This is a genomic window from Mesorhizobium sp. CA5 (genome assembly GCF_020165105.1).
In the GTDB taxonomy this organism is placed as follows: Bacteria; Pseudomonadota; Alphaproteobacteria; order Rhizobiales; family Rhizobiaceae; genus Mesorhizobium.
Window position 1 is genome coordinate 103130 of the sequence record NZ_JAIUHJ010000015.1, and the last position, 24554, is coordinate 127683.

General features: G+C 63.4%; 21 protein-coding genes. 8 read left to right on the forward strand and 13 right to left on the reverse strand.

Translation table 11 applies throughout. The features are described from left to right. Positions 1-4: 4 nt before the first annotated feature. The 3 genes from LB529_RS19870 to LB529_RS19880 all read right to left on the reverse strand — a co-directional run bounded on the left by LB529_RS19870 (position 5) and on the right by LB529_RS19880 (position 3001). Positions 5-646: a DUF5074 domain-containing protein gene (locus tag LB529_RS19870; protein ID WP_140840907.1), complete on the reverse strand. Its 642-nt coding sequence runs from the start codon at positions 644-646 to the stop codon at positions 5-7. A 96-nt stretch (positions 647-742) separates the two neighbouring features. Then, positions 743-1747, reverse strand: coding sequence for a zinc-dependent alcohol dehydrogenase family protein (locus LB529_RS19875; RefSeq protein ID WP_224712079.1), 1005 nt, complete (start codon positions 1745-1747; stop codon positions 743-745). Between the two features lie 33 nt (positions 1748-1780). Further along, positions 1781-3001, reverse strand: coding sequence for a helix-turn-helix domain-containing protein (locus LB529_RS19880; RefSeq protein ID WP_224712080.1), 1221 nt, complete (start codon positions 2999-3001; stop codon positions 1781-1783). Between the two features lie 120 nt (positions 3002-3121). Between LB529_RS19880 and LB529_RS19885 the strand changes: the two genes are divergently transcribed. The 6 genes from LB529_RS19885 to LB529_RS19910 all read left to right on the forward strand — a co-directional run bounded on the left by LB529_RS19885 (position 3122) and on the right by LB529_RS19910 (position 8522). After that, the gene (locus tag LB529_RS19885) at positions 3122-3871 is read left to right on the forward strand and encodes a DUF899 domain-containing protein (RefSeq protein ID WP_224712081.1); all 750 of its coding nucleotides are present in this window, start codon (positions 3122-3124) and stop codon (positions 3869-3871) included. 103 nt (positions 3872-3974) lie between these two features. Then, positions 3975-4217, forward strand: a complete 243-nt coding sequence (locus tag LB529_RS19890; protein ID WP_411962551.1) for a hypothetical protein — start codon at positions 3975-3977, stop codon at positions 4215-4217. A gap of 119 nt (positions 4218-4336) precedes the next feature. Continuing rightward, a complete protein-coding gene (locus LB529_RS19895; RefSeq protein WP_224712082.1) occupies positions 4337-5395 on the forward strand; it encodes an aminopeptidase in 1059 nt (352 codons plus the stop codon). A 38-nt stretch (positions 5396-5433) separates the two neighbouring features. Further along, positions 5434-6081, forward strand: a complete 648-nt coding sequence (locus LB529_RS19900; RefSeq protein ID WP_224712083.1) for a class I SAM-dependent methyltransferase — start codon at positions 5434-5436, stop codon at positions 6079-6081. 149 nt (positions 6082-6230) lie between these two features. Further along, positions 6231-7691, forward strand: a complete 1461-nt coding sequence (locus LB529_RS19905; RefSeq protein ID WP_224712084.1) for a phospholipase D-like domain-containing protein — start codon at positions 6231-6233, stop codon at positions 7689-7691. A gap of 24 nt (positions 7692-7715) precedes the next feature. Beyond that, positions 7716-8522 carry an endonuclease/exonuclease/phosphatase family protein gene (locus LB529_RS19910; RefSeq protein WP_181170758.1) on the forward strand — a complete coding sequence of 269 codons (807 nt, stop codon included), beginning with the start codon at positions 7716-7718 and terminating at the stop codon, positions 8520-8522. Between the two features lie 12 nt (positions 8523-8534). On the opposite strand, the gene LB529_RS19915 is transcribed toward LB529_RS19910, so the two are convergent. The 8 genes from LB529_RS19915 to LB529_RS19950 all read right to left on the reverse strand — a co-directional run bounded on the left by LB529_RS19915 (position 8535) and on the right by LB529_RS19950 (position 18435). Further along, complete coding sequence (locus LB529_RS19915) at positions 8535-10514, reverse strand: glycoside hydrolase family 127 protein (protein ID WP_224712085.1); 1980 nt, start codon at positions 10512-10514, stop codon at positions 8535-8537. An 18-nt stretch (positions 10515-10532) separates the two neighbouring features. Beyond that, the gene (locus tag LB529_RS19920) at positions 10533-11390 is read right to left on the reverse strand and encodes a carbohydrate ABC transporter permease (RefSeq protein ID WP_140840884.1); all 858 of its coding nucleotides are present in this window, start codon (positions 11388-11390) and stop codon (positions 10533-10535) included. Then, complete coding sequence (locus LB529_RS19925) at positions 11390-12310, reverse strand: carbohydrate ABC transporter permease (protein ID WP_224544736.1); 921 nt, start codon at positions 12308-12310, stop codon at positions 11390-11392. Before LB529_RS19925 ends, LB529_RS19920 begins: the two co-directional genes overlap by 1 nt. Positions 12311-12640: 330 nt before the next feature. Continuing rightward, positions 12641-13888 carry an ABC transporter substrate-binding protein gene (locus tag LB529_RS19930; protein WP_140840878.1) on the reverse strand — a complete coding sequence of 416 codons (1248 nt, stop codon included), beginning with the start codon at positions 13886-13888 and terminating at the stop codon, positions 12641-12643. A gap of 74 nt (positions 13889-13962) precedes the next feature. Then, positions 13963-15012, reverse strand: a complete 1050-nt coding sequence (locus tag LB529_RS19935; protein ID WP_224712086.1) for a LacI family DNA-binding transcriptional regulator — start codon at positions 15010-15012, stop codon at positions 13963-13965. 210 nt (positions 15013-15222) lie between these two features. Beyond that, a complete protein-coding gene (locus tag LB529_RS19940; RefSeq protein WP_140840874.1) occupies positions 15223-16110 on the reverse strand; it encodes a restriction endonuclease in 888 nt (295 codons plus the stop codon). A gap of 108 nt (positions 16111-16218) precedes the next feature. Beyond that, positions 16219-17103, reverse strand: a complete 885-nt coding sequence (locus tag LB529_RS19945) for an HNH endonuclease (protein WP_224712087.1) — start codon at positions 17101-17103, stop codon at positions 16219-16221. Between the two features lie 126 nt (positions 17104-17229). Then, positions 17230-18435 carry a DUF6161 domain-containing protein gene (locus LB529_RS19950; protein ID WP_140841082.1) on the reverse strand — a complete coding sequence of 402 codons (1206 nt, stop codon included), beginning with the start codon at positions 18433-18435 and terminating at the stop codon, positions 17230-17232. Between the two features lie 617 nt (positions 18436-19052). Here LB529_RS19950 and LB529_RS19955 point away from each other — a divergent pair. Together LB529_RS19955 and LB529_RS19960 are read left to right on the forward strand one after the other, a co-directional pair. After that, entirely contained in the window at positions 19053-20360 is a 1308-nt protein-coding gene (locus tag LB529_RS19955; RefSeq protein ID WP_224712088.1) for an outer membrane protein, read from the forward strand. Positions 20361-20478: 118 nt separating this feature from the next. After that, positions 20479-21018: a dihydrofolate reductase family protein gene (locus LB529_RS19960; protein ID WP_224712089.1), complete on the forward strand. Its 540-nt coding sequence runs from the start codon at positions 20479-20481 to the stop codon at positions 21016-21018. A gap of 192 nt (positions 21019-21210) precedes the next feature. On the opposite strand, the gene LB529_RS19965 is transcribed toward LB529_RS19960, so the two are convergent. Together LB529_RS19965 and LB529_RS19970 are read right to left on the reverse strand one after the other, a co-directional pair. After that, positions 21211-22512: an HlyD family type I secretion periplasmic adaptor subunit gene (locus LB529_RS19965; RefSeq protein ID WP_095767855.1), complete on the reverse strand. Its 1302-nt coding sequence runs from the start codon at positions 22510-22512 to the stop codon at positions 21211-21213. Position 22513: 1 nt separating this feature from the next. Beyond that, the gene (locus LB529_RS19970) at positions 22514-24526 is read right to left on the reverse strand and encodes a type I secretion system permease/ATPase (protein ID WP_224712090.1); all 2013 of its coding nucleotides are present in this window, start codon (positions 24524-24526) and stop codon (positions 22514-22516) included. Positions 24527-24554 lie beyond the last annotated feature (28 nt).

Below are 24554 nucleotides of genomic sequence, written 5' to 3' on the forward strand. Positions count from 1 at the left end.
TCCGTTATTTGCCAGCGTCGTATCCCGGCCGGCGCACGGCCCTGATCTTGCCGCTGCTGCCGCCGCCGCAGAAGAAGCAGCCGTCGCCATCGGATTCCAGTCCCGACACACCGGAGGGCATTGCTACCTCCTGCAGCACGTCACCCGTCTCGGGATCGATGCGCAGCAGATCGCCCTCCTCACCTTCCCAAGTGGCATGCCAGAGTTCGCCGTCGATCCAGGTGACGCCGGTGACGACGCGTTTCGACTCGATGCTACGGATCACCTCGCCCGTTTCAGGATCGATCTGGTGGATCTTATGGGCCCTGTATTCGCCGACCCAGAGCGAACCTTCGGCCCAGGCCATACCTGAATCGCCGCCATTGCCCGGCGCGGGAATGGTGGCGACGACCTCGCCGGTCTTTGGGTCGACCTTGTGAATGCGATCCTCGGCGATCTGGTAGAGGTGCTCGCCGTCGAAAGCGGTTCCGGCATGCGAGGCGACGTCGATCGATTGCACGATGGTGCCACTCTCCGGGTCGAGGGCCTTCAACTTGTCGCCGGTGGCAAACCAGACATTCTTGCCATCGTAGGTGACGCCATTGACGCGCTCGGCGTCCGGAAAGGGTCCATATTCGCGCAGGATCTCGGCAGCGGCTCTTTTCATCTTCCAATCCTCATCGGTCTCTTGTGTCAGCTTCGACTTTAGCCGCTCTGCGGCAACCCTGGGAGCAACAACACAGGCGGGAATTTATGAACCGCCTCAGTGCTCGACGCAGATCTTGCCGAAATGCTTCTGGCTCCCATACGCCCGGAAAGCCGAGGCAATATCGCGCAGCGGAAAGCTACGGCCGATAACAGGCCTCAGGCCGTTAGCCGTTATCGCCCGGATCATATCTTCCTGGTCAGCTCTGCTGCCGATGGAAATTCCATTGATGCGGATCTGATTGGAAAACAGCGCCGGGATCGACACTTCTGCGGCAAAGCCGGTCAACACGCCGATCAGCGCGATGTGGCCGCCCATCCTGCAGGCCGTTATCGACTGCGCCAGCGTGCCGGGGCCGCCGACCTCGACCACATGATCGACACCGCGTCCATCGGTCAGGTCCCTGGCCTTCCGGCCCCAGTCCGGCACGGCCTTGTAATTGATAAGATGATCGGCGCCGAGCCGCCTGAGCTTTTCGAGCTTGTCATCGGAGGAAGATGTCGCGATGACACGGGCGCCCGCCATCTTGGCGAACTGCAGCGCGAACAACGACACACTGCCCGCGCCGAGGACCAGCACCGTATCGCCAGCCCTCACCTGACCGCACACCACCAGTGCCCTCCAGGCGGTTACCCCGGCGCAACTGAGTGTAGCCGCCTCCACATGGGTGTAACCCGCCGGCGCCTTCGTGAAAGCATGCCACGGCATCGAGGCATATTCCCTTGCATAGCCATCGACATCATCGCCCAGTTCGCCCTGCTTGGTGGCGGGCGTAGCCTCGCCACCCAGCCAATTGGGCCAATAGCAGCTGACAACGGCATCGCCGGTCTCGAATGCGTCGACGCCCTCTCCGACGGCAATCACCTCGCCAGCACCATCGGACAGCGGAATGCGGCCGTCGGCGCAGGGCTTCTTGCCCGTTGCAACCATGCTGTCGTGGAAGTTCAGCGAGCATGCCCGGATTCGGACCAGCAACTCGCCCGGTCCGGGCTCGGGCCGATCCTCCTCGACCAACGAGAGTTGTTCCAGGCCGCCGGGCGCTCTTAATCTGATCAGTTTCATGACGTCTCTCCCTCGATGCCGAGTACCGGCAAACTAGTCGCTCGGCAGCGGACCGGGGAGTAACAAGACAGTCGGGAATCCGGTGACCGGCGGCATCATCCAGCGGCGCGCCCGGCCGCGGCCCACCGCCTGCACCTTGTGCTCGGCCGACAACTGCTCCAGCGCCCGCTGCACGGTGCGCGCGCTGGCGCCAAGCGCGATCGCCAGCGCCGAGCTCGACCAGGCCTCGCCATCGGTCAGGAAGGCAAGCACCGCGCCATGCTCATCCTCGACCGGCGGCGTCAGCACGACGATCTCGGCGGCGTTCAGCGGCGTCAACGCAAAGCCGCCGGCGGTCGCATTGATCTCGGCCAAGTCGGCGAGCTCGGCGCGCAGCCGTCCCATCTCGACCCTCAGCCGTGCGCGATGCGATTCATCGACATGCCTCGCCCGGAAGGCGCGCCTCAGCAATGTCTCACGCGAGGCATCCGCCGGCCAGGTTTCGGCGAGCGTGCGCGCCAGCGCAAACAGCACCGGCCGGGTCGCCAATGAGACCACGGTGCCGCCTTCGCGCACGACGTTGCGGCAAGCATCGATGACCAGCGCGCCGGACCCCAGCAGCGCCTCGACCTCGTCGAGCAGCAATTCTTTCTCCGCGCCGCGCGCGATCAGCCGGCCCACCGGCGTGTTCAGCACCAGGGACGCCGCTTCGATTTCGGCCTTCAATGCCGGGATGTTGGCTTGATAGGCGGCAAGCGATGCCCGGCCGAATGCCGAGCGCGCCGCCTTTGTCCTCAGGCGCCGGACGGCGATGCCGGCCGCGGCCAGTTCATGCGCGACGCGCGCCACCGGCGGCAGCGGCGTCGGATCGAAGTCCGCAAGCAGGCGCTCGGCCTCGTCGAGGCGGCCGACCAGGATGAGGCGGCGCGCCTCGAGGCTGCCGGCATAGGCGGCGTTCAGCCGGTCGCCATGCGCGGCGAGCGTCGCGCGGGCGGACCGCAGCGCCTTCTCCGGCCAGCCGAGGTCGCGCGAGACCAGCGCGATCTCGGCCTCGGCGACGACGCAGCGGGCGCGCGCCACCGCTTCCCTCGGACTGAAGGCGCGGGCGGCGTCCTTCAGCAGCGCCTTGGCCTTGGCGAAATCGCCGAGCTGCGCCATCGCGATGCCGCGCAGGGCCAGCGCCGGCGCGTCGTCGCGCAGCGCGACGCGCTTCAAGGCGCCGAGCGGATCGCCCGCGGCGAGCGCGCGGCCGGCGGCATTGATCAGCGAATCCATGCCACCGTCTCAGCGCCCGCCGCAGCAAATCGCGTCACACTTGTAACTCTCACCATTGCAGGGCGCTGTCCTATGTCTGTCCTCGTCACCCCAACCAAACCCAAGAACGGGACAAGAGCAATGACCCAACACATGAAGACACCGCCGGTCGTTTCGCAGGAAGCGTGGGAAGGCGCCTATGAAGAGATGCTCGTGAAGGAAAAGGCGCTCACCCGCGCCCGCGACGCTTTGGCCGCCGAACGCCGCCGCATGCCGTGGATGGAAGTCACGAAGGACTATGTGTTCGAAGGTCCGAACGGCAAGATGAGCCTGCTCGACCTCTTCGAAGGCCGCCGCCAGCTCGTCGTCTACCGCGCCTTCTTCGAGCCCGGCGTCTATGGCTGGCCCGAACATGCGTGCCGCGGCTGCTCGCTCGGCGCCGACCAGGTCGGCAACCTCGCGCATCTCAACGCCCGCGACACCACGCTTGCCTATGCCTCGCGCGCGCCACAGGCCGACATCCAGCGGCTGAAGCAGCGCATGGACTGGAAGATGCCCTGGTACACCATCACCGACGGCTGGGATAAGGATTTCGGCGTCGACGAATGGCATGGCCACAACGTCTTCATCCATGACGGCAAGCGCATCTTCCGCACCTATTTCGTCAACAACCGCGGCGACGAAGCCTTTGGCACCGTCTGGAGCTATCTCGACGTCACCCCGCTCGGCCGCCAGGAGGTATGGGAGGATTCGCCCGAGGGCTATCCGCAGACCCAGACCTACAAATGGTGGAACTGGCACGACAATTACGAGGAAGGCGCCGCCCCCGACCAGAGGTGGGTCGAGGTCTCGGATGCCGGCGAAGCGGCGTTCCGCAACAAGAACGCCTGAGCGTGAAGCGGTTCCGGCGGCGCAAACCGCGCGCCGCCGGAGCCGATCGCCTCGCGCTTGTTCCAACGGGCTCGAACCCTGCCCGCATCAGAAGGTGGATATCATGAGCATCGACAATCCTGCCCCTCGCCCAAACGGCCTGATCGGCTTCAGCCTCGCCGACTGGCTCTGCCTCGCCGCGACGCCGACCTTCGCCACGATGGCGCTGCTCACGGCGGCCTATGGCGGCCAGGACATGATGTGCATGTCGGGCGCCTCGGCGCTCAGCGGCATGGTGCCGATGTATCTGTTGATGGCAGCGTTCCATCTGGCGCCGTGGCTGCGGCTGGCGGCGCGGCGGGGGTGATGGCCGCTGAGCAATCTAAAGTCCGACCCTGCCCCTCCAGGTCTTGACGAAAACAGGCGCGCCTGAGACACGGGAGCAGGCATTTGCTCCATGGGAGACGGGCAGGCGGTGGGCAGGCTGTGAAGCGCGTTTTTCGATTGCTTGCCGCGGCGATCCTGGCGTCCGGCGTGACTGGATGCACCAGCATTTCCTACTACGCGCAGTCGTTGGAGGGCCATGTCGAGATCATGGCCGCGCGCAAGAACGTTGGAAGACTTATCCGCGATCCGTCGACGCCACAGGCGTTGCGCGCCAAATTGACCTCCGCCAGCGCCATACGCCGCTTTGCCACGGAAGAGCTGGCGCTGCCCGATAACAACAGCTACCGCAGTTATGTCGACGTCGGTCGGAACAATGTGACCTTGGCCGTGTTTGCTGCGCCGCAATTCTCGCTTGCGCCGATAACTTGGTGCTTTCCAGTCTTCGGCTGCGTTCCCTACAAGGGATATTTTTCGCGCAAAGACGCGCTCGAAAGTGCCGCTGAACTGCAGCGGCAGGGGCTGGACGTCTATGTGTCGGGCGTCACCGCATATTCCACGCTGGGCTGGTTCAGCGATCCGCTGCTCAGCACCATGCTGCGTCAGGACGACACCTACCTCGCAAGCCTTATTTTCCATGAGCTGGCGCATCAGAAAGTCTATGTGAACGGCGACTCCGCATTCAACGAGGCTTTCGCGGTTTCCGTCGAAACCACCGGTACGAGGAAATGGCTCCGCGCCACCGGCAATCGCGCCGGATTGCGCAGCTACGAAATCGATCGCAAGCGCAAGGCCGATTTTCTCGGACTGATATCGAAAACCCGGGATGAGCTGAGGCAGGTCTATGGAAGTCCCCGCAGCCCGCAGCAGATGGCGGCCGCCAAAGCAACCGCCATCGACAGGCTGCGGATGCGCTACCGGCAAATGCGCGACAGGCGATGGGCTGGATACCGGGGATATGATGCCTGGTTCGATAGCCCTATCAACAACGCAAAGCTCGCCGCGACCGCTGTCTACGGCGAACAGGTCCCGGCGTTTCTTCGCTTGTTCGACTTGTGCTCCGGCGACTACCCGAGGTTCTACGCTTCTGTTCGACGGATCGGAAAGTTGCCCGCACCTTCCCGAGCCGAAGCGCTTAGAACCGTGGCTGCGTGCAATTGACCTTATAAGGAATTCGGCATCCGGAGGCCGCGCGGACAATGTTGGATAATTATGAGGTGGACAGGTTCGGCGTGATCCACCAGATCGACTTCACACCGATCAAATACGACAAGAAATACATCTCCTATTATGAAGACCTGAGCGACCGGACCATCAAGCTCGGTTATCAGCGGCTTGGCTGGGTGCTTGGCATCACCGGCGAGATTCCTCGTTCCGTGCTGGAAATCGGATATGGCACGGGCACGTTCATCGAAGCCGCGAAGATAACCGGCGTCGGCGATTGCGCCGGCTGCGATATCGCTGAATTCCCACTGCCCAAGGGTGTCCGCTTCGTCGATTGGGATGAGGCGCTCGCCGGCGCCTGGGACCTCGTCGCCATGTTCGACGTGCTGGAGCACATCCCCGATCTCGGCTTCCTTTCCCGGCTTCAGGCCCGCCACCTGGCTGTCGCCGTCCCCTATTGCCGCTGGCGCGAGCTCGGCACCGAGGGCGACGCGTGGTTCGCCAAATGGCGCATGCGTCTGCCCAACGAGCACCTGCATCACTTCGACCGCGACTCGCTGGTGGCGCTCCTCGCGGCCAACGGTTTCGAATGCGTGACGCTGAACTGCTTCGAGGACGGGATCAGGCTGCGGCCAGGAGAAGCGGGTCCGAACATTCTGTCGGGTTTTTTCAGGAAGCTTTAGGCCGGCGGCCTTGCCGATGTATCGCTCGATCGCGGTCACGGAACCGGCCGAGCGGATGAGCGCGGTTCTAGCCTGCCAGGCATCCGAATGAATCCGGGAATAACCCGTCCGCATTGCCTTCCGCGCCGGCTCGCACAATAGTCGGGCCGATGTTCGAGGCGATTGCGAGTCACTGGTCGACGCTTATCCTGATCCTGTCGCTGGCGATGGCGGCGGTGGGCATCGTCCACGCCATCATGACGAAGGAAGACGTGCGCGCGGCCACCGGCTGGGTGGGCGTGATGCTTCTGTCGCCTTTCCTCGGCGCGATCATCTACGCCATTGCCGGCATCAACCGGATCCGCCGCGCGACGATCAGCGCCATGCGGCCGGTCTCGCCCGAGGCCGCTGCCGCCAGGCATGACCGGGACGTCGCGCTGGAAGCCTTGATCAACGCCGAATTCGGCCAGCGTTTCACCGGGCTGAAGACGCTTGGCGACAGAGTGGCGCGGCGCCCGCTCACCTCGGGAAACACCATCGCCGTGCTCAAGACAGGCGACGAAGCCTATACGGCGATGTGCCGGGCGATCGATGCGGCGCAACGAAGCGTGCTTCTGGAAACCTATATTTTCGACAATGACGCGGTCGGGGCGCTTTTCGTCCAGTCGCTCGGCAACGCCGTCAAGCGCGGCGTCACCGTGCGCGTGCTGATCGACGCCGTGGGCGTGCGCTATTCGGTGCCCAGCATCCTGAAGCAGCTGAGGGAGGCCAACGTCACCGTCGATCTCTTCAACGGCAACATCGTCATGGGCCTGAGACTTCCCTATGCCAATCTCAGGACCCACAGGAAGATACTGATTATCGACGGCACGGTGGCGTTCACGGGAGGCATGAACATCCGCAAGGGATTCTCGGCCGAGCTCGCCGGTTCCGACAGTTCGCGGGACACCCATTTCGAGGTCACCGGGCCGGTGGTGGCCGATCTGTTCTCGGTGGCCGCCGAGGACTGGCGCTTCGCCGGCAACGAAGCCCTGAAAGACGGACCTTGGCAGGTCACGCGTGTCGTGCCGCCGCCGGGGCAGCCGATGCTGGTGCGCGCGGTCGCGACCGGGCCGGACGCGTCCAATGAAACCAATCTCAAGTTGCTGATGGGAGCGTTTTCGGTCGCCCGCAAGTCGATCCGCATCATGTCGCCCTATTTCCTGCCGGACCGGGAGTTCATCAGCGCTCTGACCACGGCCGGCCGGCGCGGCGTCGAAATCGACATCGTCGTGCCGGCGGTGAACAACCTCTTTCTCGTCGACCACGCGATGACGGCGCAGTTCGACCAGGTTTTGAAGCACTATTGCCGCGTCTGGCGCCATGAAGGCGCGTTCGATCATTCGAAGCTGATGGCGATCGACGGCGTGTGGGCCTATGTCGGCTCTTCAAATCTGGACGCCCGCTCGCTGAGGCTGAATTTCGAGATCGACTTGGAAGTGCTGGATAAAAATTTCGCCGCCGAGATCGACGCCCGTATCGCGGCCGCCATCTCGACCGCGCAGCCGGTGACGCTGCAGACGCTGAAGGCAAGGCCGTTCGCAATCCGCGTCTTCGACCGTTTGCTGTGGCTGGGATCGCCCTATCTTTAGAGCAGGAAATCGAGCATCGGGATCATGGAGATAGACGACATCAAAGGACGCAGCCTGCCCGAGACCGTGCTGCTCTCGATCCGCAGCAGAAGCGCACGCAAGGCGAAGGCGACCCCGCGCAAGCGCGTCAACGACACGGAAATCGTCGTTGCCTCCTACAACGTCCACAAATGCATCGGCACCGACCGCAGATTCGACCCCGAACGGACGGCGCGCGTCATCCGCGAAATGAGCCCCGACGTGATCGCGCTGCAGGAGGCCGACAACCGCTTCGGCGACAGGGCCGGGCTGCTCGACCTGGCCCGCCTGGAGCTGGAAACGGGGCTGGTGCCAGTGCCGGTCAGCGGCAACGGCAAGGGGCATGGCTGGCGCGGCAATGTGCTGTTGTTCAAGCGCGGCACCGTGCGCGACGTCCACCAGCTCAAGCTGCCCGGACTGGAGCCGCGCGGCGCGCTGGTCGCCGAGATCGATCTCGACGAGAAACGGTCGCTGCGCGTCATTGCCGCCCATCTTGGCCTGCTGCGCCGCTCGCGCTCGGAACAGGCGCGCGTCGTGCTCGACATCATGAGCAGCGCCGACGAGAGGCCGACGCTCTTGCTCGGCGACCTCAACGAGTGGCGGCTCGGCAACCGCTCGGCACTGAACACGCTGCACACCACCTTCGGCCCGACGCCGGCGGTGCCCACTTTCCCATCCGGCCTGCCGGTGCTGGCGCTCGACCGCATCATGGGCAATCGGCACGACCTGGTTTCAGGCGTCGAGGCGCATGACACGCCGCTGTCGCGCGTCGCCTCCGACCACCTGCCGCTGACGGCCTTCGTGCATCTTTGAGAGAAGCCGCTTTCAGCCTTCCCTCAGCCACACCAGCATCTCGCCGGGATCCCGATTATCCCAAGCGAAATAGGGAATGGCCTTGAGTTTCGTCTCCTCGGTCGCCGGCGGCTCGGGGCGGTAGAGATCGGCGCCCCAGTTTTCCGCCTCAGCCCTGCTGCCGATGGCCGAAAGGGTGACGACGCCGCCGAGCAGGTTCGGCTCCTTATGGGCCTCGAGCTTTGCCTCGCGCGGCAAGGCGATGCGATGCAGCCCGCCGCCATTGTCGGTTTCCTCGACGCAGTAGATCAGCGGGCCGCGGGTGAGCGCCACGCGGCCGATGTCCTGGCGCACCTGCGGATTGGCGAAGAGGCGCGCCATCGACATTTCGAGGTCGAGCTCGACCTTGTCGCCCTGGCGCCATTCGCGGCGGATCGCGGCATAGCCGTCGACCGTCGCCGCTTCCAGATCGACGAGCTTGCCGTTGACACGCAAAGCCGCCTTGCGGCACCAGGCGGGTATGCGCAAGTGAAGCGTGAACTCTACGGGCGCCTCCGGCCCGATCTCGATCGCAATCGCGCCGTCCCAGGGATAGCTGCTGGTCTGGACGAGCGTCACCTGCCGGCCGGCGATCTCGAAGCGCGCAGTCGAATCGCCATAGAGATGCACCGCCAGCGCATCGTCGGCTAGGCTGTAGAAATAGCTGCCGATGGAGGCCACCATGCGGCCGATATTGGGCGGGCAGCACGGGCAGCGGTGCCATTTCCAGCGATGGTGGCCACCGCGACTCTCCAGCGGGTTCTCGTAGAAGAACAGCGAGCCGTCGAGCGACAGGCCGGAGATCGAGCCGTTGTAAAGCGCCCGTTCCATCATGTCGGCGTAGCGGGCGTTCGGACCCATGCCGAGCATGCGGCTTGCCCAGAACACCAGGCCCACCGAAGCGCAGGTCTCGGCATAGGCGGTGTCGTTGGGCAGGTCGTAGTCGCTCGTAAAACCTTCATTGTGCGCCGACGGACCGAGGCCGCCGGTGACGTAGAGGCTCTTGGTCATGAGATCGTCCCACAGGCGGTCAAGCGCGACCCTGAGCGTGTCGTCGCCATATTCCGTGGCGATGTCGGCCATGCCGGAATAGAGATACATCGCCCTCACCGCATGGCCGACGACCTTGTCCTGCTCGCGCACCGGCTTGTGCGACTGGTTGTATTCATAGGTCTTGAAGTGATAGGCCTTGGGATCGGCGCCGCGGGCGCGCGCCTCCTCGTCGAAATAATGCGGCTGCTGACCGCGCTGGTCGATGAAATATTTCGCCAGGTCCATGTACTTCTTCTCGCCAGTCACCCGAGCGAGCTTGACCAGCGCCAGCTCGATTTCCTCATGGCCGCAATAGCCATTTTTCTTGCCAGGCTCGGGGCCGAACATCGAGGCGATGTGGTCAGCGTAGCGGCACATGATGTCGAGCAGCTTGCGCTTTCCCGTCGCCTGATAATAAGCGACCGCGCCCTCGATCAGGTGGCCGGCGCAGTAGAGTTCGTGGCAGTCGCGCAGGTTGGTCCAGCGCAGGCCCGGCTGGATGCGCTGGTACCAGCTGGAGAGATAGCCGTCCTCCTGCTGCAGTTTTTCGTACATGTCGATGACGGCGTCGATCTTCTTCTCGAGCTCGGGATTGCGGCGACGGTAGAGCGAATAGGCCGCGGTCTCGATGGTCTTGCCCCAGTCGGAGTCCCAGAACATCTGTGTCGTCACAGTCGAGCCGGTGAAGGTAGGATTGGCTGCCTCGTCCGGCGACGGCGAATGGAAGGGAATGACGACGCCCGGCGACGGCACGTCCGGATCGATCTGCTCCAGCATGCGCGCCTCGACGCAGCGGTCGTAGAGGATCTCGGCGGTGCGCGTCGCGACCGCGTCGACACGGTCGCCCCAGAAGCCGCGGACATCGACCTGCGGTACTGGCAACGGGCGGAAGGCGAGCTTCGGCCTGGCGGAGGGCTGCGCGGCGGGCTGCGATGCGGTCATGATTTCACTCCATTCGAATTACTTGACGGCCCCGGCCATGAGGCCGCGGATGTAGAAGCGCTGCAGCGCCAGGAACAGGATCAGGCAGGGCACCATCATCACCGTGACGCCGGCCTGCACCGCGCCCCAGTCAATCGCGCCGAAGCGGCCGGACTGAAGGGCGGTCATCATCACCGGCAGGGTGAATTTGGACTGGTCGGTCATCAGCACAAGGGCTGCCAGGAACTCGTTCCAGGCGCCGAGGAAGGCGAACAGCGCGATGGTGACGACGCCGGGCCAGACCAGCGGCAGCATGACTTTGATCAGCATGGTGACATTGTTGGCGCCATCCATGCGCGCGGCCTCCTCGATCTCGCGCGGCACGGCGTCGAAAGCGTTGCGCATCATGAAGATCGAGAAAGGCAGCTGCAGCGTGACGTAGACGCAGACCAGCCCGGTCAGCGTGTTGTGCAGACCGAGCTTCGTCAGCACCAGGAAGATCGGCGTCAGGATCGACTGGAACGGGATCATGATCGTCGACAGGATCAGGATGAAGAAGAAATCCCGGAACGGAAAGCGGAAGCGCGAGAAACCGTAGCCGGCGAGCACGCTGACCAGCACCGAGAGCAGCACCGTCATAACCGAGACATAGATGCTGTTCTGCGCCGAGACCCAGAGCCCGTCGCCGAAGGAGTTCAACGTCTGATAATTCTCGATCGAGAAACCGGTGGTCGGCCAGGGCGGCAGCGGCGGCTGGCGCGCTTCCTGCGCCGGCTTGAAGGTCGACAGCACGGTCCAGACGATCGGCGCCAGGAACAGCACCGAGGCGATGGTGCCGGTGGAGTGCCTGGCGAGGCTGAAGCCGACTTTCCGATTTTGCGACATCGCCTCGGCCATCAGTCGAGCCCCTCCGGCTTGCGCAGCAGCCAGAGCTGGATGAGGCTGAGCGCCACCAGGATGACCAGCAGCACCATCGAGAGCGCGGCGCCGTAGCCAAGCTTGAACGAGACGAAGGACTGGTTGAAGATCCAGTAGACCGCCGTCAGCGTCTGGTTGCGCGGGCCGCCGCGCAGGATGATGTAGAACTGGTCGAAGGCGAGGATCGAGCCCGCCACCGACAGGATCAGCGCCAGCGCCAGCGTGCGGCGCATCAGCGGCAAGGTGATGGCCCGGAACCTTGCGAACGGCCCTGCCCCGTCGATGACCGCCGCCTCCTGCAGGTCCTGCGGGATCGATTGCAGGCCGGTCATCAGGATGATCATGGTGAAGCCGGCGACCTTCCACACCACCATGGCGATGATCGACCAGAAGGCCGGCTGGAAGGTGGCGAGCAGATTGACCTTCTTTTCGGTCAGGCCGAGGTCGTAAGCGGCCGGGCTGAACAGGCCGGAATCGACGTTGAGCAGCCAGGACCAGAGCAGGCTCGCCGAGGCGAAGCCGACCACCGCCGGCATGAAGAAGGCGGTGCGGTAGAGATTGGTGAGCGGGCGCGGCTTTTCGATGAAGATCGCCAGCGGGAAGGCGACGGCGAAGATCGCGATGGTGACGATCACCGTATAGTAGAAGGTGAATTTCAGCGCATTCCAGAAGCGCGTGTCGCGCAGGATGGCAAAGTAGTTGTCGAGGCCGATGAAGGCATGCTCGCCCATCAGCGGCCAATTGTGGAGCGACATCCAGGCGGTCATGCCGAGCGGGATGACGAAGAAGACGGTGACCAGGGCGACGGCCGGCAGGACATAGAGCAGGCCCACCCATTGCCGGCGGCTGACGCCGATGCGTGAGCGGGCGGGAGCGGAGGTTGCGGTGATGGCGGTCATGGCTGGGCTCCCCCTTCTCCCCTTGTGGGAGAAGGTGGATCGGCGCGTAGCGCCGAGACGGATGAGGGGTGTTCCAGGGAACGCCAACGCATCACTCCGCTGGAACACCCCTCATCCGTCGCCTTCGGCGACACCTTCTCCCACAAGGGGAGAAGGGGGAGCGAACCTCGCGGCGCCGCAAATTGGTGAGCGTGCTTTCTCAACGCGATAAAACCCTGCCATTCAGCGATGCAGTCCCCGGCCGCCCGGCCAGGGAGACGGGGCGGGCGGCCGGTCAGAGCCTTGGCGGCGAGGCGTTGCGCTATCCTCGCCGCCGGCTGGCCCTGGTGTCTACTTGTTCGGCGCCTGGTCGATAATCGACTGCATCGTCTCCTGCGCGTTCTTGATGGCGCCGTCGACATCGTCACCGAAGAACACCTCGTTGATCATCTGCGTCCACGGCCCGTTGGCCGAGTTGATCAGGTCGTTGAACACCACCGAATAGGGCGTCCTGCCCTTGGCCATCGCCTCGGCCGCCACCTGATAGCGCGGGTCGAGATCCTTCAGCGCGTCCTTGGCGATGTCGTTTCGCACCGGCAGGCTGCCATATTTGGCCAGAATGGTCTGGCCTTCCAGCGAATAGGCGAAGTCGAGGAACTCCTTCACCACGGCGATCTTCTTGGTGCCCTTGGTGACGACGAAATTGTCGCCGCCGGCGAAGGACGACCAGCCGCCATCCTTGCCCGGCAGGAAGGTGATGCCGTAGTCGACGTCCGGGTATTGCGTGTTGAGCGCGCCGATGGCGAAGGCGCCGGACGGCGAGATGCCGATCTTGCCGCCGGCGAAGGCGGCGAAGAAGTTGGCGCCGGTGTCGGTCTGCGCGCCCTCGGGCACCAGGCCCTTCTTGACCATCGAACGGTAGAGATTGATCGCGCCGCGCAGCTGCGGGCTGTCCAGCGTCGCCTTCGAGCCGTCCTCGGACAGGATGTCGCCGCCGGAGGCCCAGATCAGCGGCGTGAAGGTGAAGATGTTGCAGCCGCCGCAATTGCCGGAGAAATAGAAGCCCTTGATGTCGCCGCCGAGCGCGTTGACCTTCTCGGCGTCGGCCTCGATCTCGGCCCAGTTGGTCGGTCCCTTCTCGGGGTCGAGCCCGGCCTGCTTGAACAGCTTCTTGTTCCAGATCAGCACCGAGGCGTCGGCCGAGAACGGCAGGCCGTAGATGCGGTCCTTATACGTGCCGGTCTTCACATGCGCCGGCGACAGGCTGGCGAAATAGGGCAAGGATTTCGCCCAATCGGTGATGTCCTCCAACTGGCCGGCGGCGGCGAAGGACGGCGTGTAGATCAGGTCAAGCGAGAGCGCGTCGGGCGCGGTGCCGCCGGCGGCGGCGGCGCCATATTTCGGGATGATCTCGGCGTTGGGAATGATGTCTAGCTTGATCTGGTCCTTGTTGGCCTTGTTGAAGGCGTCGACGATGCGCGGCATGAAATTCGAGCCGTCAGCGCGCACCCAGATGTTGGCGGTCTCGGCGGACGCCGCCTGCAGGCCGCCGCCGATGACGGCCGCGGCCAAAGCCAGCTTGGCAAACATGGTCTTCATTTTACTCCTCCTCATGGTTCTCCTCCCTGTTTTGGCCACGCCGCCCGGTCTAACCGGCGCGTAGCCTTGTTGCTTCATTGCGGCGGACTGCCGCATGACTGACGCACCACCAGCCGGCACGGCAGTTTCCTGATGCCCGGCGCGGCCGGGTGGCCGTCGACGAGCGAAAGCAGGGCAAGCCCGGCCTCGCGGCCGAGGCTCGCCAGGTTCATGTCGATCGAGGTCAGCGGCGGGCGCGTCGCCTCGGCCACGATCTCCCAATTGTCGAAGCCGATGATGCCGACATCCTCGGGCACGCGGATACCGCGCTCGCGCAGCGCATCGATGACGCCGCGCGCAATCTGGTCGTTGCCGCAGAAGACGGCGTCCGGCCATCCTTCCCTGCCCGCCTTGCCGAACAGTCTTGCCACCGCATCGTGGCCCCAGGCCTCCGACCAGGCGCCGAGCAGCGGCTCGGCTGCGGGCAAGCCGTTCTCCCTCAGGACGTCGCGGTAGGCCCCTGCCCGCGTGTGCACCACCGCGAAGCTCGCCGGGCCGCTGACATGGGCGATGCGGCGGCGCCCGAGCCGCAAGAACTGCTCCACCGCCAGCCGCGCGCCGCCGGCGTCATCGGAAACGAGCCCAACCGCGCCGGGATCCGGCTGGGTGAAGGCGTAGACGACCGGAATGCGCAGGTTGGAGAGATCGACCGGCAGATGGCGGTCGATGCGTTTTCCGGTGGCGACGATGCCGTCGACGCGCTTGTCGAGCATGGCCTCGACATGCAGCTGGCCGAGCCGCGGGTCGTCCTCGACATTGCACAGGAACACCGAGACGCCCTTGTCGACCAGCGCATCCGAAACGCCGGCCATCAGCGGCAGCGAGAAGCGGCCATAGGTATCGTTGGTCAGCAGCCCGACGGTGAAGGAGCGTTTGCGCAAGAGACTCTGCGCCAGGCTGTTCGGCCGGAAGCCGAGCAGCCGCGCCGTCTCGCGGATGCGCTCGCGCGTTTCCGCCGTCATGCGCCCCTGCCCGTTCAGCGCCTTGGACGCCGTCGCGACGCTGACGCCGGCGGCGGCAGCGACCTCGCGCAGGGTCACCGGCGGCTTGGCGGAAACTGGCGCTGGCTCGGCGTCTGAAGGCATGATCGCGGCGAATTCCCCTAGTTGGGAAAAGGTTTTCTCTTATCGCCCTGCGCGGTGATGACGGGTAAGGTCAGCGTACGCGAGGTGGTTTGGGAAAAGGTTTTCTCAGAGGGAAGATTAGGGGAAGGTGGCGGGATTGGCAAGGGGGTTGAGACACACTGGTGCCAAGCGGAGGTCGCAGGTGCGTAGCAATAGCTTCAGTATCTCATCTCACGCTGAAAATAGGTCGGTCACCCGTGCGAAAGGCTGTCGCCGCTCGGAGTGGTACCGCACCTTCTTGCGGATGACCTCCCCCAAGTCTAACCGCCGGTTGAGTGCGTGATAGACGTCAGCACCGTCCATCATGATCAAGCGACGCGCGGTGAAGGCTTCGAAGCTCTGACCGGAAAAACCGCCATATGAGACATAGAGCCCCCTAGTCCAGTCCGGACGTTCAAGTAGCTTGCCTTGGAAGCCGTGCAGCGATGCGGCGTCGACCGGACGTGTATGCCACTTAGCCTCGACCAGATAGGTGCTGCCCTCGTGTTGAAATGAGCCGTCGATCTGTTCAGTGGCTGTCCGGAAAGAGGCGTGTGCATCCAGACCCCACACGTCGCACCAGCGTTTGAGAAAGCGCTCGAACGCATAGCCTCGCTGCTGCGGCGCCTCGTCCATCGCTGCCATCGCCAAAAATTCCTGCTCCAATGCCGCCAGAACACCATCGTTTGGCCCTTTCGGCTCAGGTGCAGATGGTTGCACGGCGCTTGGATCTGCCAGCAACGGTTTGCCTCCGAGTTTGATAAGCAGGTTGCTGAGGCGTTGCCGGGCATTAGGGACATTCTCAGCCTCGCCGCGATCGAGCATACCGGCTTCGCGATATTCCCACAGAGCCGTGAGCGCCCGCACTACGTCGGCGTTGGGCGCAATCTCAATGAAGGCGCGGAAGTGTTTTCCCTTCGACGTTCCATACATTGCGTAGCGGTCATGGTAGATGTCGATCTTTAGATCGCGATTAAAAAACGCTGCGAACCGATCGTTACTGAAATCCAGCACATAGCCGCTGTACATTCCGAAAATGCCGTCAATCAACGCCATCTCAGTGGTCGTCAGTTGCGCCATGGAATCGCCCAATCAATTTATGATGACTTGTAGCAATTGTAGGCTAGTGCCTCCGACGTTCGCAATCCAAACGTGGTGGCGAGAGGAAACGAGCCCGGCGGCCCCAGCCTATTGCTTGAAACAATGCTCCCGGTGCCATTGCAAGAACCGAGGATGCGGTCGTTCAGACTGCCGGCTCGGCTGAAGCGCGCGACGCGTCTTGTTGATGAACCCATGCACGCTGTCGAGGTCGTTGACCTGGCGCGAGATCAGGATCTCCAGGTCATCGGATAGGCTGATCAAACCGCGGTCGAACATCCAATGCGCTGTGCCCGACAGCGAGATGCCGTTGTTGATGACGTCCGGGCCGCTATTTTCGACCGGCCGGATATGAGCGGCGGAGACCTCGGCTCGGCCGCCGCCATTGATCAGCTTCAGCCCTGTGATCGCGCAGCGCTCGTCATACGCGCGCAAAACGATGCGGCGAAAGATGCGATCCCGGACTATCCGCGATCCGATGTAGTTCACCCGGTCGCGGCTCTGCTCAAACTGAAACGGCGCCTGCTCCTCTTTAAAGCCCACGCCGATGCGCGGGAGCACCACCTCACTCGTGTCGAAAGCCAGATCGATGATGCGGTTGAAGTCGGCAGGACTGAGTGCGCGGACGGCGGATTGGGCACGGCCGGATATTCTGCCCTCGTTATTGAGCAGACCTCGTTCGACCAAACCGTCTGCCCCGTTGAATGGAACAGGATTGACGAAATCGAGGTAGGTTCCGGGTTCAATCAGAGCGAGGTACATGTCAGGCGCCGCGGGATCGGGAATGACCTGCTGGACCTTGGCCATCGCGAAGTAACCGCGCGTCTCGGCCACTTTGCTGGGTTCGTAATAGATGATCCAATCGCCGACGCAGGCTTCGACACGGCGCAGATACTGGCGAGGGAATTGGTACTGCTCAGCGGGGCTGTCGTGGTAGATCGAATCGGAGCGGTGAATGAAAACCCCAAATGCCATGATCTTCTATAATGCTTTCCTGGAATTAACTGCCGAACCGTACGGCACAAAATCGAGAACTCAGTCCAGGCCGGCTCCGATTCCCCAGTTTCGAGGGGGATGAACGACCGTTGGCATCTGCAGTATCTATTTCTTCGCTAGCTCCATCAGGTCGGCCAAATTGGGCGGAGCAATTTCAGAATGAGTACTGCCATCCACCGGCCGGAACAGTGCATTGAAAACGATCGCCAACTCAGCGGGTGTCGCAGCTTGGTCGACCGTGAGTGCGCTATATGTCGTTGCGATGGTTCCTCGAAGCCTCGCATCGGCACCCAGGGCCAGATTCTGCACTATCACCCGGCTGACGTGCCGCAGCAGCCATGCGAAGGCCAGCGTAGGGAGTGTAATGAACGCCAGTGGTACAAGGGCGAGCAGACCCGGGTCCTGAGCGTCTCCGACGATGCGTCGATGGGCGTCTGCCACCAGATCAACACCGTAGTGCGTAAGCCAATATATTCCGCCTCCTAACCCGAGCAGAAACAACGCACCGAATCCGAACGCTATCGAAACGTGGCCGTTTGCCTTTTTTGACCAGTATGTCGTCGGTGCCTCCAAAACGAGGCGCCTTCGCACCTTATCTTCAAGTTCCAATATGCGCGTGCTGGAGTCAGCTAACGCCTGGGCCAATTGGGCCTGTGCAAATTTTACAGCATCGGCCGAGCGTTGCCGGAAGGTTTCGATTTCTGTTCCTGTATCGCTTTGAGTTTTCGAGCTCCAGGTCTCGAAAGCGTGCTTCATTTCCTGCACTTCGTCTCTATGGGCGAGAGCGTCCGACACGACGCTAGCCAACTGATCCGCTTCCGGCTTTGCCGCCCGTAATGGCACCAGTTCTAAGAGCGCGCCCAAGCCCGATAGCCACACGGCCCAGGGGAATGGCTGACGATTGCCCTGGTCGGGCCACGCATTCTGTGGGCCAAGCGCGGCAGCAATGGCTGCTACGGCGCCAGGATACAGCTTAGGTTTCTCAGATCGCAGCTTGGAAAGGAAGCGGCCATACAACCCCTCACTTAGTATGGCACCTCGCTCCTCAAGAATCCTGAGCGCATCTTCCGCATGAGGACCTGTGTTCATGGATTCGCTGAAGATTGCGGTTGTCAGCGGATCTAGGAAGGCAAGGCCTTGTGAGCCACCCGGAAGCGGGAATTCTTTGGGCTGATTTTGTTCCTGCCAGTGTCTGATTTCAGACGTTAAGAACGAACGCAGTTCGTCCTGGCTACGAAATTTTTTACTCCAGCGCTGGCCTGGAACACTGAATCTAACCGGATATCCGCCATCCTTAGATTTGATTGGCATACCATACCCCGCCCAAATAACGATCATAACCCAACTTTTTCGATGCTATTTTCACACCACACAGTTGTGCAAGTGAGCCGTGGTGGACGCCGTCATTATCCCCCACTTCTGGCAATCACGATTTCACCTGGCCCGCTTCTGCCAACGTATCCCCACCCGCTACGCCGGCCAGCCCGCGGGCGAGGATCAAAGCGGATGCGGCAATCCCTCGCCGGCTGTCCCTTCTGGCATGGATGGAAACTCGCCTACCCGCCTCCTAAGAAACTGACAGAATATTCGAACCCGATTCATCCGTTCAGCGTCCCCGAGTCGCAGCCTCCACCAGCGAGACCCGGCTCAGAGTGGTGAAGGTGCTCGTTGGGGAGACGCATGCGCGCCTGGTCCGAAACCACGCGTCGCGATCGCGCAAGGCCTATTTCGTGAAACTGGTCCAGCGTCGAACAAGTGGCCGGACCAGAAACCGCGCCCTCCCGCAGCCAAACCGACCTTTTCTGGGTGCGCACCGGGTTTATACCTGCCGTTACGGGAGTTTACCCCCGGGTGTGGCATTTCTGCCACGACAAAATTCGACAACCCCTGCTAGAACCTCGTCGGGTTTTAACTTGGGGTTATGGGCTATGCTTCTTCGTATTTCTGCGAAATCCGTTTTGCTGGGCGCCGTTTCGGCCGTCGCTTTGATGTCGGCCGCGCAGGCCGCCGACGTGGTCCAGGAGCAGGCGGCTCCGGGCTTCAACTGGAGCGGCATCTATGTCGGCTTCGGCCTCGGCGCCGGCGCCAATGTGCACAAGCTCAGCAGCGATTTTGTGCCTGTTTCGCTGAACGGTATCGGTGGCGAAGGCGTCTACGGCCAGGTGACTGCCGGCTATGATTACATGGTCTCGCAGCGCTTTCTGCTCGGCGGCCTGATCGACGCGCATGTCGGCACGATCAAGACTTCGCTCGATGCCGGCGGCCTCAATGCCGATATCAAGGAAACTTACGGCTTCGATGTTGGCGTTCGCGCCGGCTACCTGTTGACGCCTACCACGCTGGGCTATGTCCTGGGCGGCTATGCCTGGCAGAAGTACAAGCTCGACAGCAATGCCGGTATTGGATTCGATTGGGACCAGGGCGGCTACTTTGTCGGGGCTGGTGTCGAAACGGCGATCAACAGCAACTGGACGCTGAAGGGCGAGTACCGCTACACCCGCTTCAGCACCAACGACAGCCTGCTCTCGGACGCCGGATTCCCGGCACCGGACGGCACGCTCAACCTGGACACCTCGCGCCATACGTTCGAGGTCGCCGCCAGCTATCGCTTCAACGCCAATGACGGCGGCGGCGCCAGCTTCGAGACGCCTTCCTACAACTGGACCGGCTTCTATGTCGGCGGTGGGCTCGGTGCCGGCGCGGTCGTGCACCAGATCGAGATTCCGCCGCTCGCCGGCGCCAAGTTCAATGGCCTCGGCGGCGAAGGCGTGTTCGGCGAAGCCAGCATCGGCTACGACCAGGACATGGGCAGCTGGGTGGTCGGCGGCCTCGTCGACGCGCGTCTCTCCGGTATCAAGTCGAAGCTTGAGCTGGGCGGGTTCCTGGGTGTCGATTCGATCAACCTCAATACCGATTATGGTTTCGACGTGCTCGGCCGCATCGGCATGAAGGTCAACGAGGCGACGCTGGCCTACGCGCTCGCTGGCTACAGCTGGCAGCACTTCAAGCTCGATGCTCCGGCACCGCTCGACGCCGATTGGGGCTCCAGTGGCTTCTCGGTCGGCGCAGGCCTGGAAACTGCCCTGTCGGACAAGATGACCGTCGGCATCGAATACCGTTACTCGCAATTCGAGAAGGAAGACTTCTCGGATGCATTGCCGATCCCGAGCGGTCTCGCGATGGCGACCCCGTCCTTCCACACTGTGCGGATCGACGCCAAGTACAAGTTCAACTAAGCCAAGGCCTCCAGCCAAAGCGAAAGCCCGCCGGTCATTCCGGCGGGCTTTTTTATTTTGTCGGGAACGCGCCGGCGTGGCCGTCCTATGGTGCGAGACGTAACCAACAGAGGATGCCATGAGAAAGCTCATCGTCACCGAATTCATCAGCATCGACGGCGTCGCCGAGCACGAGAGGCTGCCGAACGTCGCCTGGAACGATGAGATGCAGGCATTCAAGGAGGATGAGCTTGCCGACAGCGGCGCCATGCTTCTCGGACGCGTCACCTACGAAATCTTTGCCGGCCACTGGCCTGCCGAAAAAGGCGACTTCGCCGACCGCTTCAACGCACTGCCGAAATATGTCGCCTCGACGACCTTGAAAGCGGTCGATTGGCATCCGGCCGAATTGCTCGAAGGCCCCCTTACCGATGCGGTCACCCGGCTGAAGCAACGAAGCGGCGGCAACATCTATGTGCATGGCAGCGTGAATCTCGCCCGGCAACTGCTCGGCGTTGGCCTTGTCGATACCCTCAGACTGCTCGTTTATCCGGCAGCCGCAGGCCAGGGCGAACGGCTTTTTCCTTCGGACAAACCGACAGCACTCGAGCTTGTCTCGGCCGTGCCGTTCAGCAATGGCGTGGTGGCGATGGAATACAGGGCGGTCGCGAAAGCTTAGACTAGATCAGGATGACGTTTCGTTGAATCGCCATCCTGATCTAACTCTTTGTTGGAGCATGATCTTCTCCGAAAACCGGTTCCCACTTTTCGGGATCATGCTCTAGAGGAGCGGTTTTCCGTCCGGAATTGCGTCAAAACAAAGAGATAGGCGTTTCGCCGTTTCCGTGAAACGGTGAAACGTACTGGTGGCCTACTGTCTAAATGCCCGGCTGATCTGATCCTGCAGCGGCTTGACCAGATAAGACATCACCGAGCGATCCTCGGTCCTGATGAAGGATTCCACCGGCATGCCGGGAACCAGCTTGACCTCGCCGAGCCGCGCGACCTCGGCGGCCGTCGTGGTAATGCGCACCGTGTAGTAGCTGACGCCCGTGCGCTGGTCGGTGGTGATGTCGGGCGAGGTTCGCTCGACGACGCCGTTGATCTGCGGCGTAGTGCGCTGGTTGAAGGCCGAAAAGCGCAGCGAAGCGGGCTGGCCAACCCACAGCTGGTCGATGTCGCTCGGCGCGATCTTGGCTTCCACCGCAAGGCTGTCATTGTCGGGCACGACCTGCATGATCGTCTCGCCCGGCTTCACCACGCCGCCGATCGTATAGGCGATCGACTGCTGCACGACGCCGTCCTGCGGCGCGCGGATGTCAACCCGCTTCAGCTGGTCCTCGGCGGCGACCTTGCGCTCCAGAAGCTCGCCCATCTGGCCGTCGACGTCGCGCAGATCCTTGTTCACTTCGGTGCTGAGGTCGAGATCGATCTGGATGATCTGCAGCTTGATCTCGGCGATCCGTCCCTGCGCCTGAGCCTGGGCCGCAATCAGCTGGCCGCGCTCGCCGTCGAGGCGCGTGGCCTCTCGCTCGGTCTGGGTCAGCCGGTCGATGGAGATGAGCTTCTTGGCCCAGAGCGTACGCACCGAGGCAAGCTCCTTCTGCACCAGCTCTATCTCCTTGCTCTTGGCCTCAGCCTGCGCTGTGTCGCCAGCGATCTCCTTCTCGAGCTGGGCGATGCGTTCCCCAAGCTGGCTCTTCTGGCCCGCGCGGGACGTGCGCCGCGTCTCGAAATGCTGCTTTTCGCCTGCCACCGCCTCGGCGACGTCAGGATCGGCAATGCGGTCCAAAAGCTCGTTCGGAAAGATGATGGCGTCGCTGCCGCGGCGCTCCGAATCGAGGCGCGCCTTGCGCGCGGCGAGCTGGTCGAGCGCCTTGCTCACCACGCCAAGGTTGGCTGCCGGCACAGTGCGGTCGAGACGGACCAGAAGATCTCCCGCTTTCACGTGGTCGCCGTCCCGGGCATCGATCTCCGCAACGATGCCGCCGGTGGAATGCTGCACGTCCTTGACGTGGGAATCGACGACGAGGGCGCCGGGGGCGATGACCGCGCCGGCGATCTCGGTGACCGATGCCCAGCCACCGACGCCGCCCGCAAGCAGGAGCACCACGCCGACGCCAAGCCGCGTGTAGAAGCGGATGGATAAATGCGAGGCGCCTGATATAGCCATGTCAGCGCCCTGCCTCGGTTCCGTCGGCAACGGCCAGATGGGGACCGTCGGAAGCCACTCTCAGTTGCGGGGCGCCGGTCGGCACCGGCCGCAGCGTCGGGAACATCTTGGCGAACACCTCGTCCTTCGGGCCAAAGGCATGGACGCGTCCCTGATTCATCGCCAGCACGAAATCGACGGCCGCCAGCACGTTCGGCCGGTGCGCGACGAGCACGACAACCCCGCCCCGTTCGCGGACACCCAGCATGGCCTTGATCAGGGCTTGCTCGCCGTCCATGTCGAGGTTGGAATTCGGCTCGTCCAGGACCACGAGGAAGGGATCGCGATAGAGCGCGCGCGCCAGCGCGATGCGCTGGCGCTGACCGGCCGAGACCGCCTCGCCATGCTCGCCTATCTCGGTCTCGTAGCCTTCGCGGAAACCGACGATGAGCTCGTGCGCGCCCGCTGCCTTCGCCGCGGCGATGATGGCGCCGGCGTCCGCGTCCGGCTCGAAGCGCGCGATGTTCTCGGCCACGGTGCCGGCGAAGAGCTCGACATCTTGCGGCAGGTATCCGATATGGCGGCCGCGCTCCGCCTGCGACCATTGATCGAGGTCGGCGCCGTCCAGCTTGATGCGGCCGGCGACCGGTTGCCAGGCGCCGACGAGCGCGCGCACCAGCGTGGATTTTCCCGACCCGCTCGGTCCGATGATGCCGACGCCATGGCCCGCCTCCAGAGCGAAGCTTGCATCGTGGACCAGCAGTCTCTGGGTGCCCGGGGCGCCGACCGAGACGTTTTGCATGCCGACATTCGCGCTCGGCGGCGGCAGCAACATCGGCTCGGTCTCAGCCGGCAGCGCCGCCAGCACCCTGTTCAGCCGCTGCCAGCCCTGGCGCGCGGTGACGAAGCCCTTCCAGTTGGCGATCGCAAGATCGACCGGAGCCAGCGCGCGGCCGCTGAGGATCGAGGCGGTGATGATAATACCCGCCGTTGCCTGCCCCTCGATGACCAGCCAGGCGCCGAGGCCGAGCATCGACGACTGCAGCAGCATGCGCAGGACCTTCGATATCGCGCCGAAGCCGCCGGCCACGTCGCTCACCTTGCGCTGTTCGGCGATGTAATCGAGGTTGGCGTCTTCCCACCGCGCGGTCAGACCGCCGGCCATGCCCATGGCGGCAACGACTTCGGCGTTGCGATTGGCGGCGCTGACCAGGCCGTTGCGGCGGATGCCGCTCGACGTTCCGGACGAAACCGGCTTTCGCGTCAGCCGTTCGGCCATGATCGTCAGCGCGACCAGCACGATCGCGCCGACCAGCGCCGTCACGCCGAGCAGCCAGTGGAACATGAAGATGATAAACAGGTAGAGCGGCAGCCATGGCAGGTCGAAAAGCGCCGTTGGCCCGCTGCCCGACAGGAAGACGCGGACGCTGTCGAGGTCGCGCATCGGCTGCAAGCTGTCGCTGTCGCGGCCCGTCCTGAGGGGCAGACGCAGGATTGATTGATAGACTCGGCCGCCGAGCGCCTCGTCAAGAGCCCCGCCGATGCGGACGAGCACGCGTCCGCGCACGAATTCGAGCACTCCCTGTCCGCTATAGAGAATGAGGAGCAGGATGGAGAGGCCAGCCAGCGTCGGCAGGCTGCGGCTCGGCAGCACGCGATCATAGACCTCGAGCATATAGAGCGAGCCGGCGAGCATCAGAACGTTAAGGATGCCGCTGAACAGCCCGACCGCAAGGAAAGCGGAGTGGCAGGCGCGAAGGGCCTCAGCAAGCTCTGAGCCATGCGGGCGCTTAGTCGGCTTTGCGGCCGGCCGGGTGGACTCGGCAACTTTGGCAGCCGCGTCACGCTCGCCGAAATCAGCAGGACGGGCACGAAGCAAAACCAGACCACCGAAACCGGCGATCGCCGTTGCGCCCAACACCGTGCCCCCCGAGAGCGATCCGGCCGCAACAATCGCCACGCCAAGGACGAGAAGGACGAGGCCCGCCAGCCTCGCCCTCGCCTGCCCTGTGCCGAACATGCCGGTTGTTGCCATGTCGGTTTTTCGCCAGGCCTGATTGTTC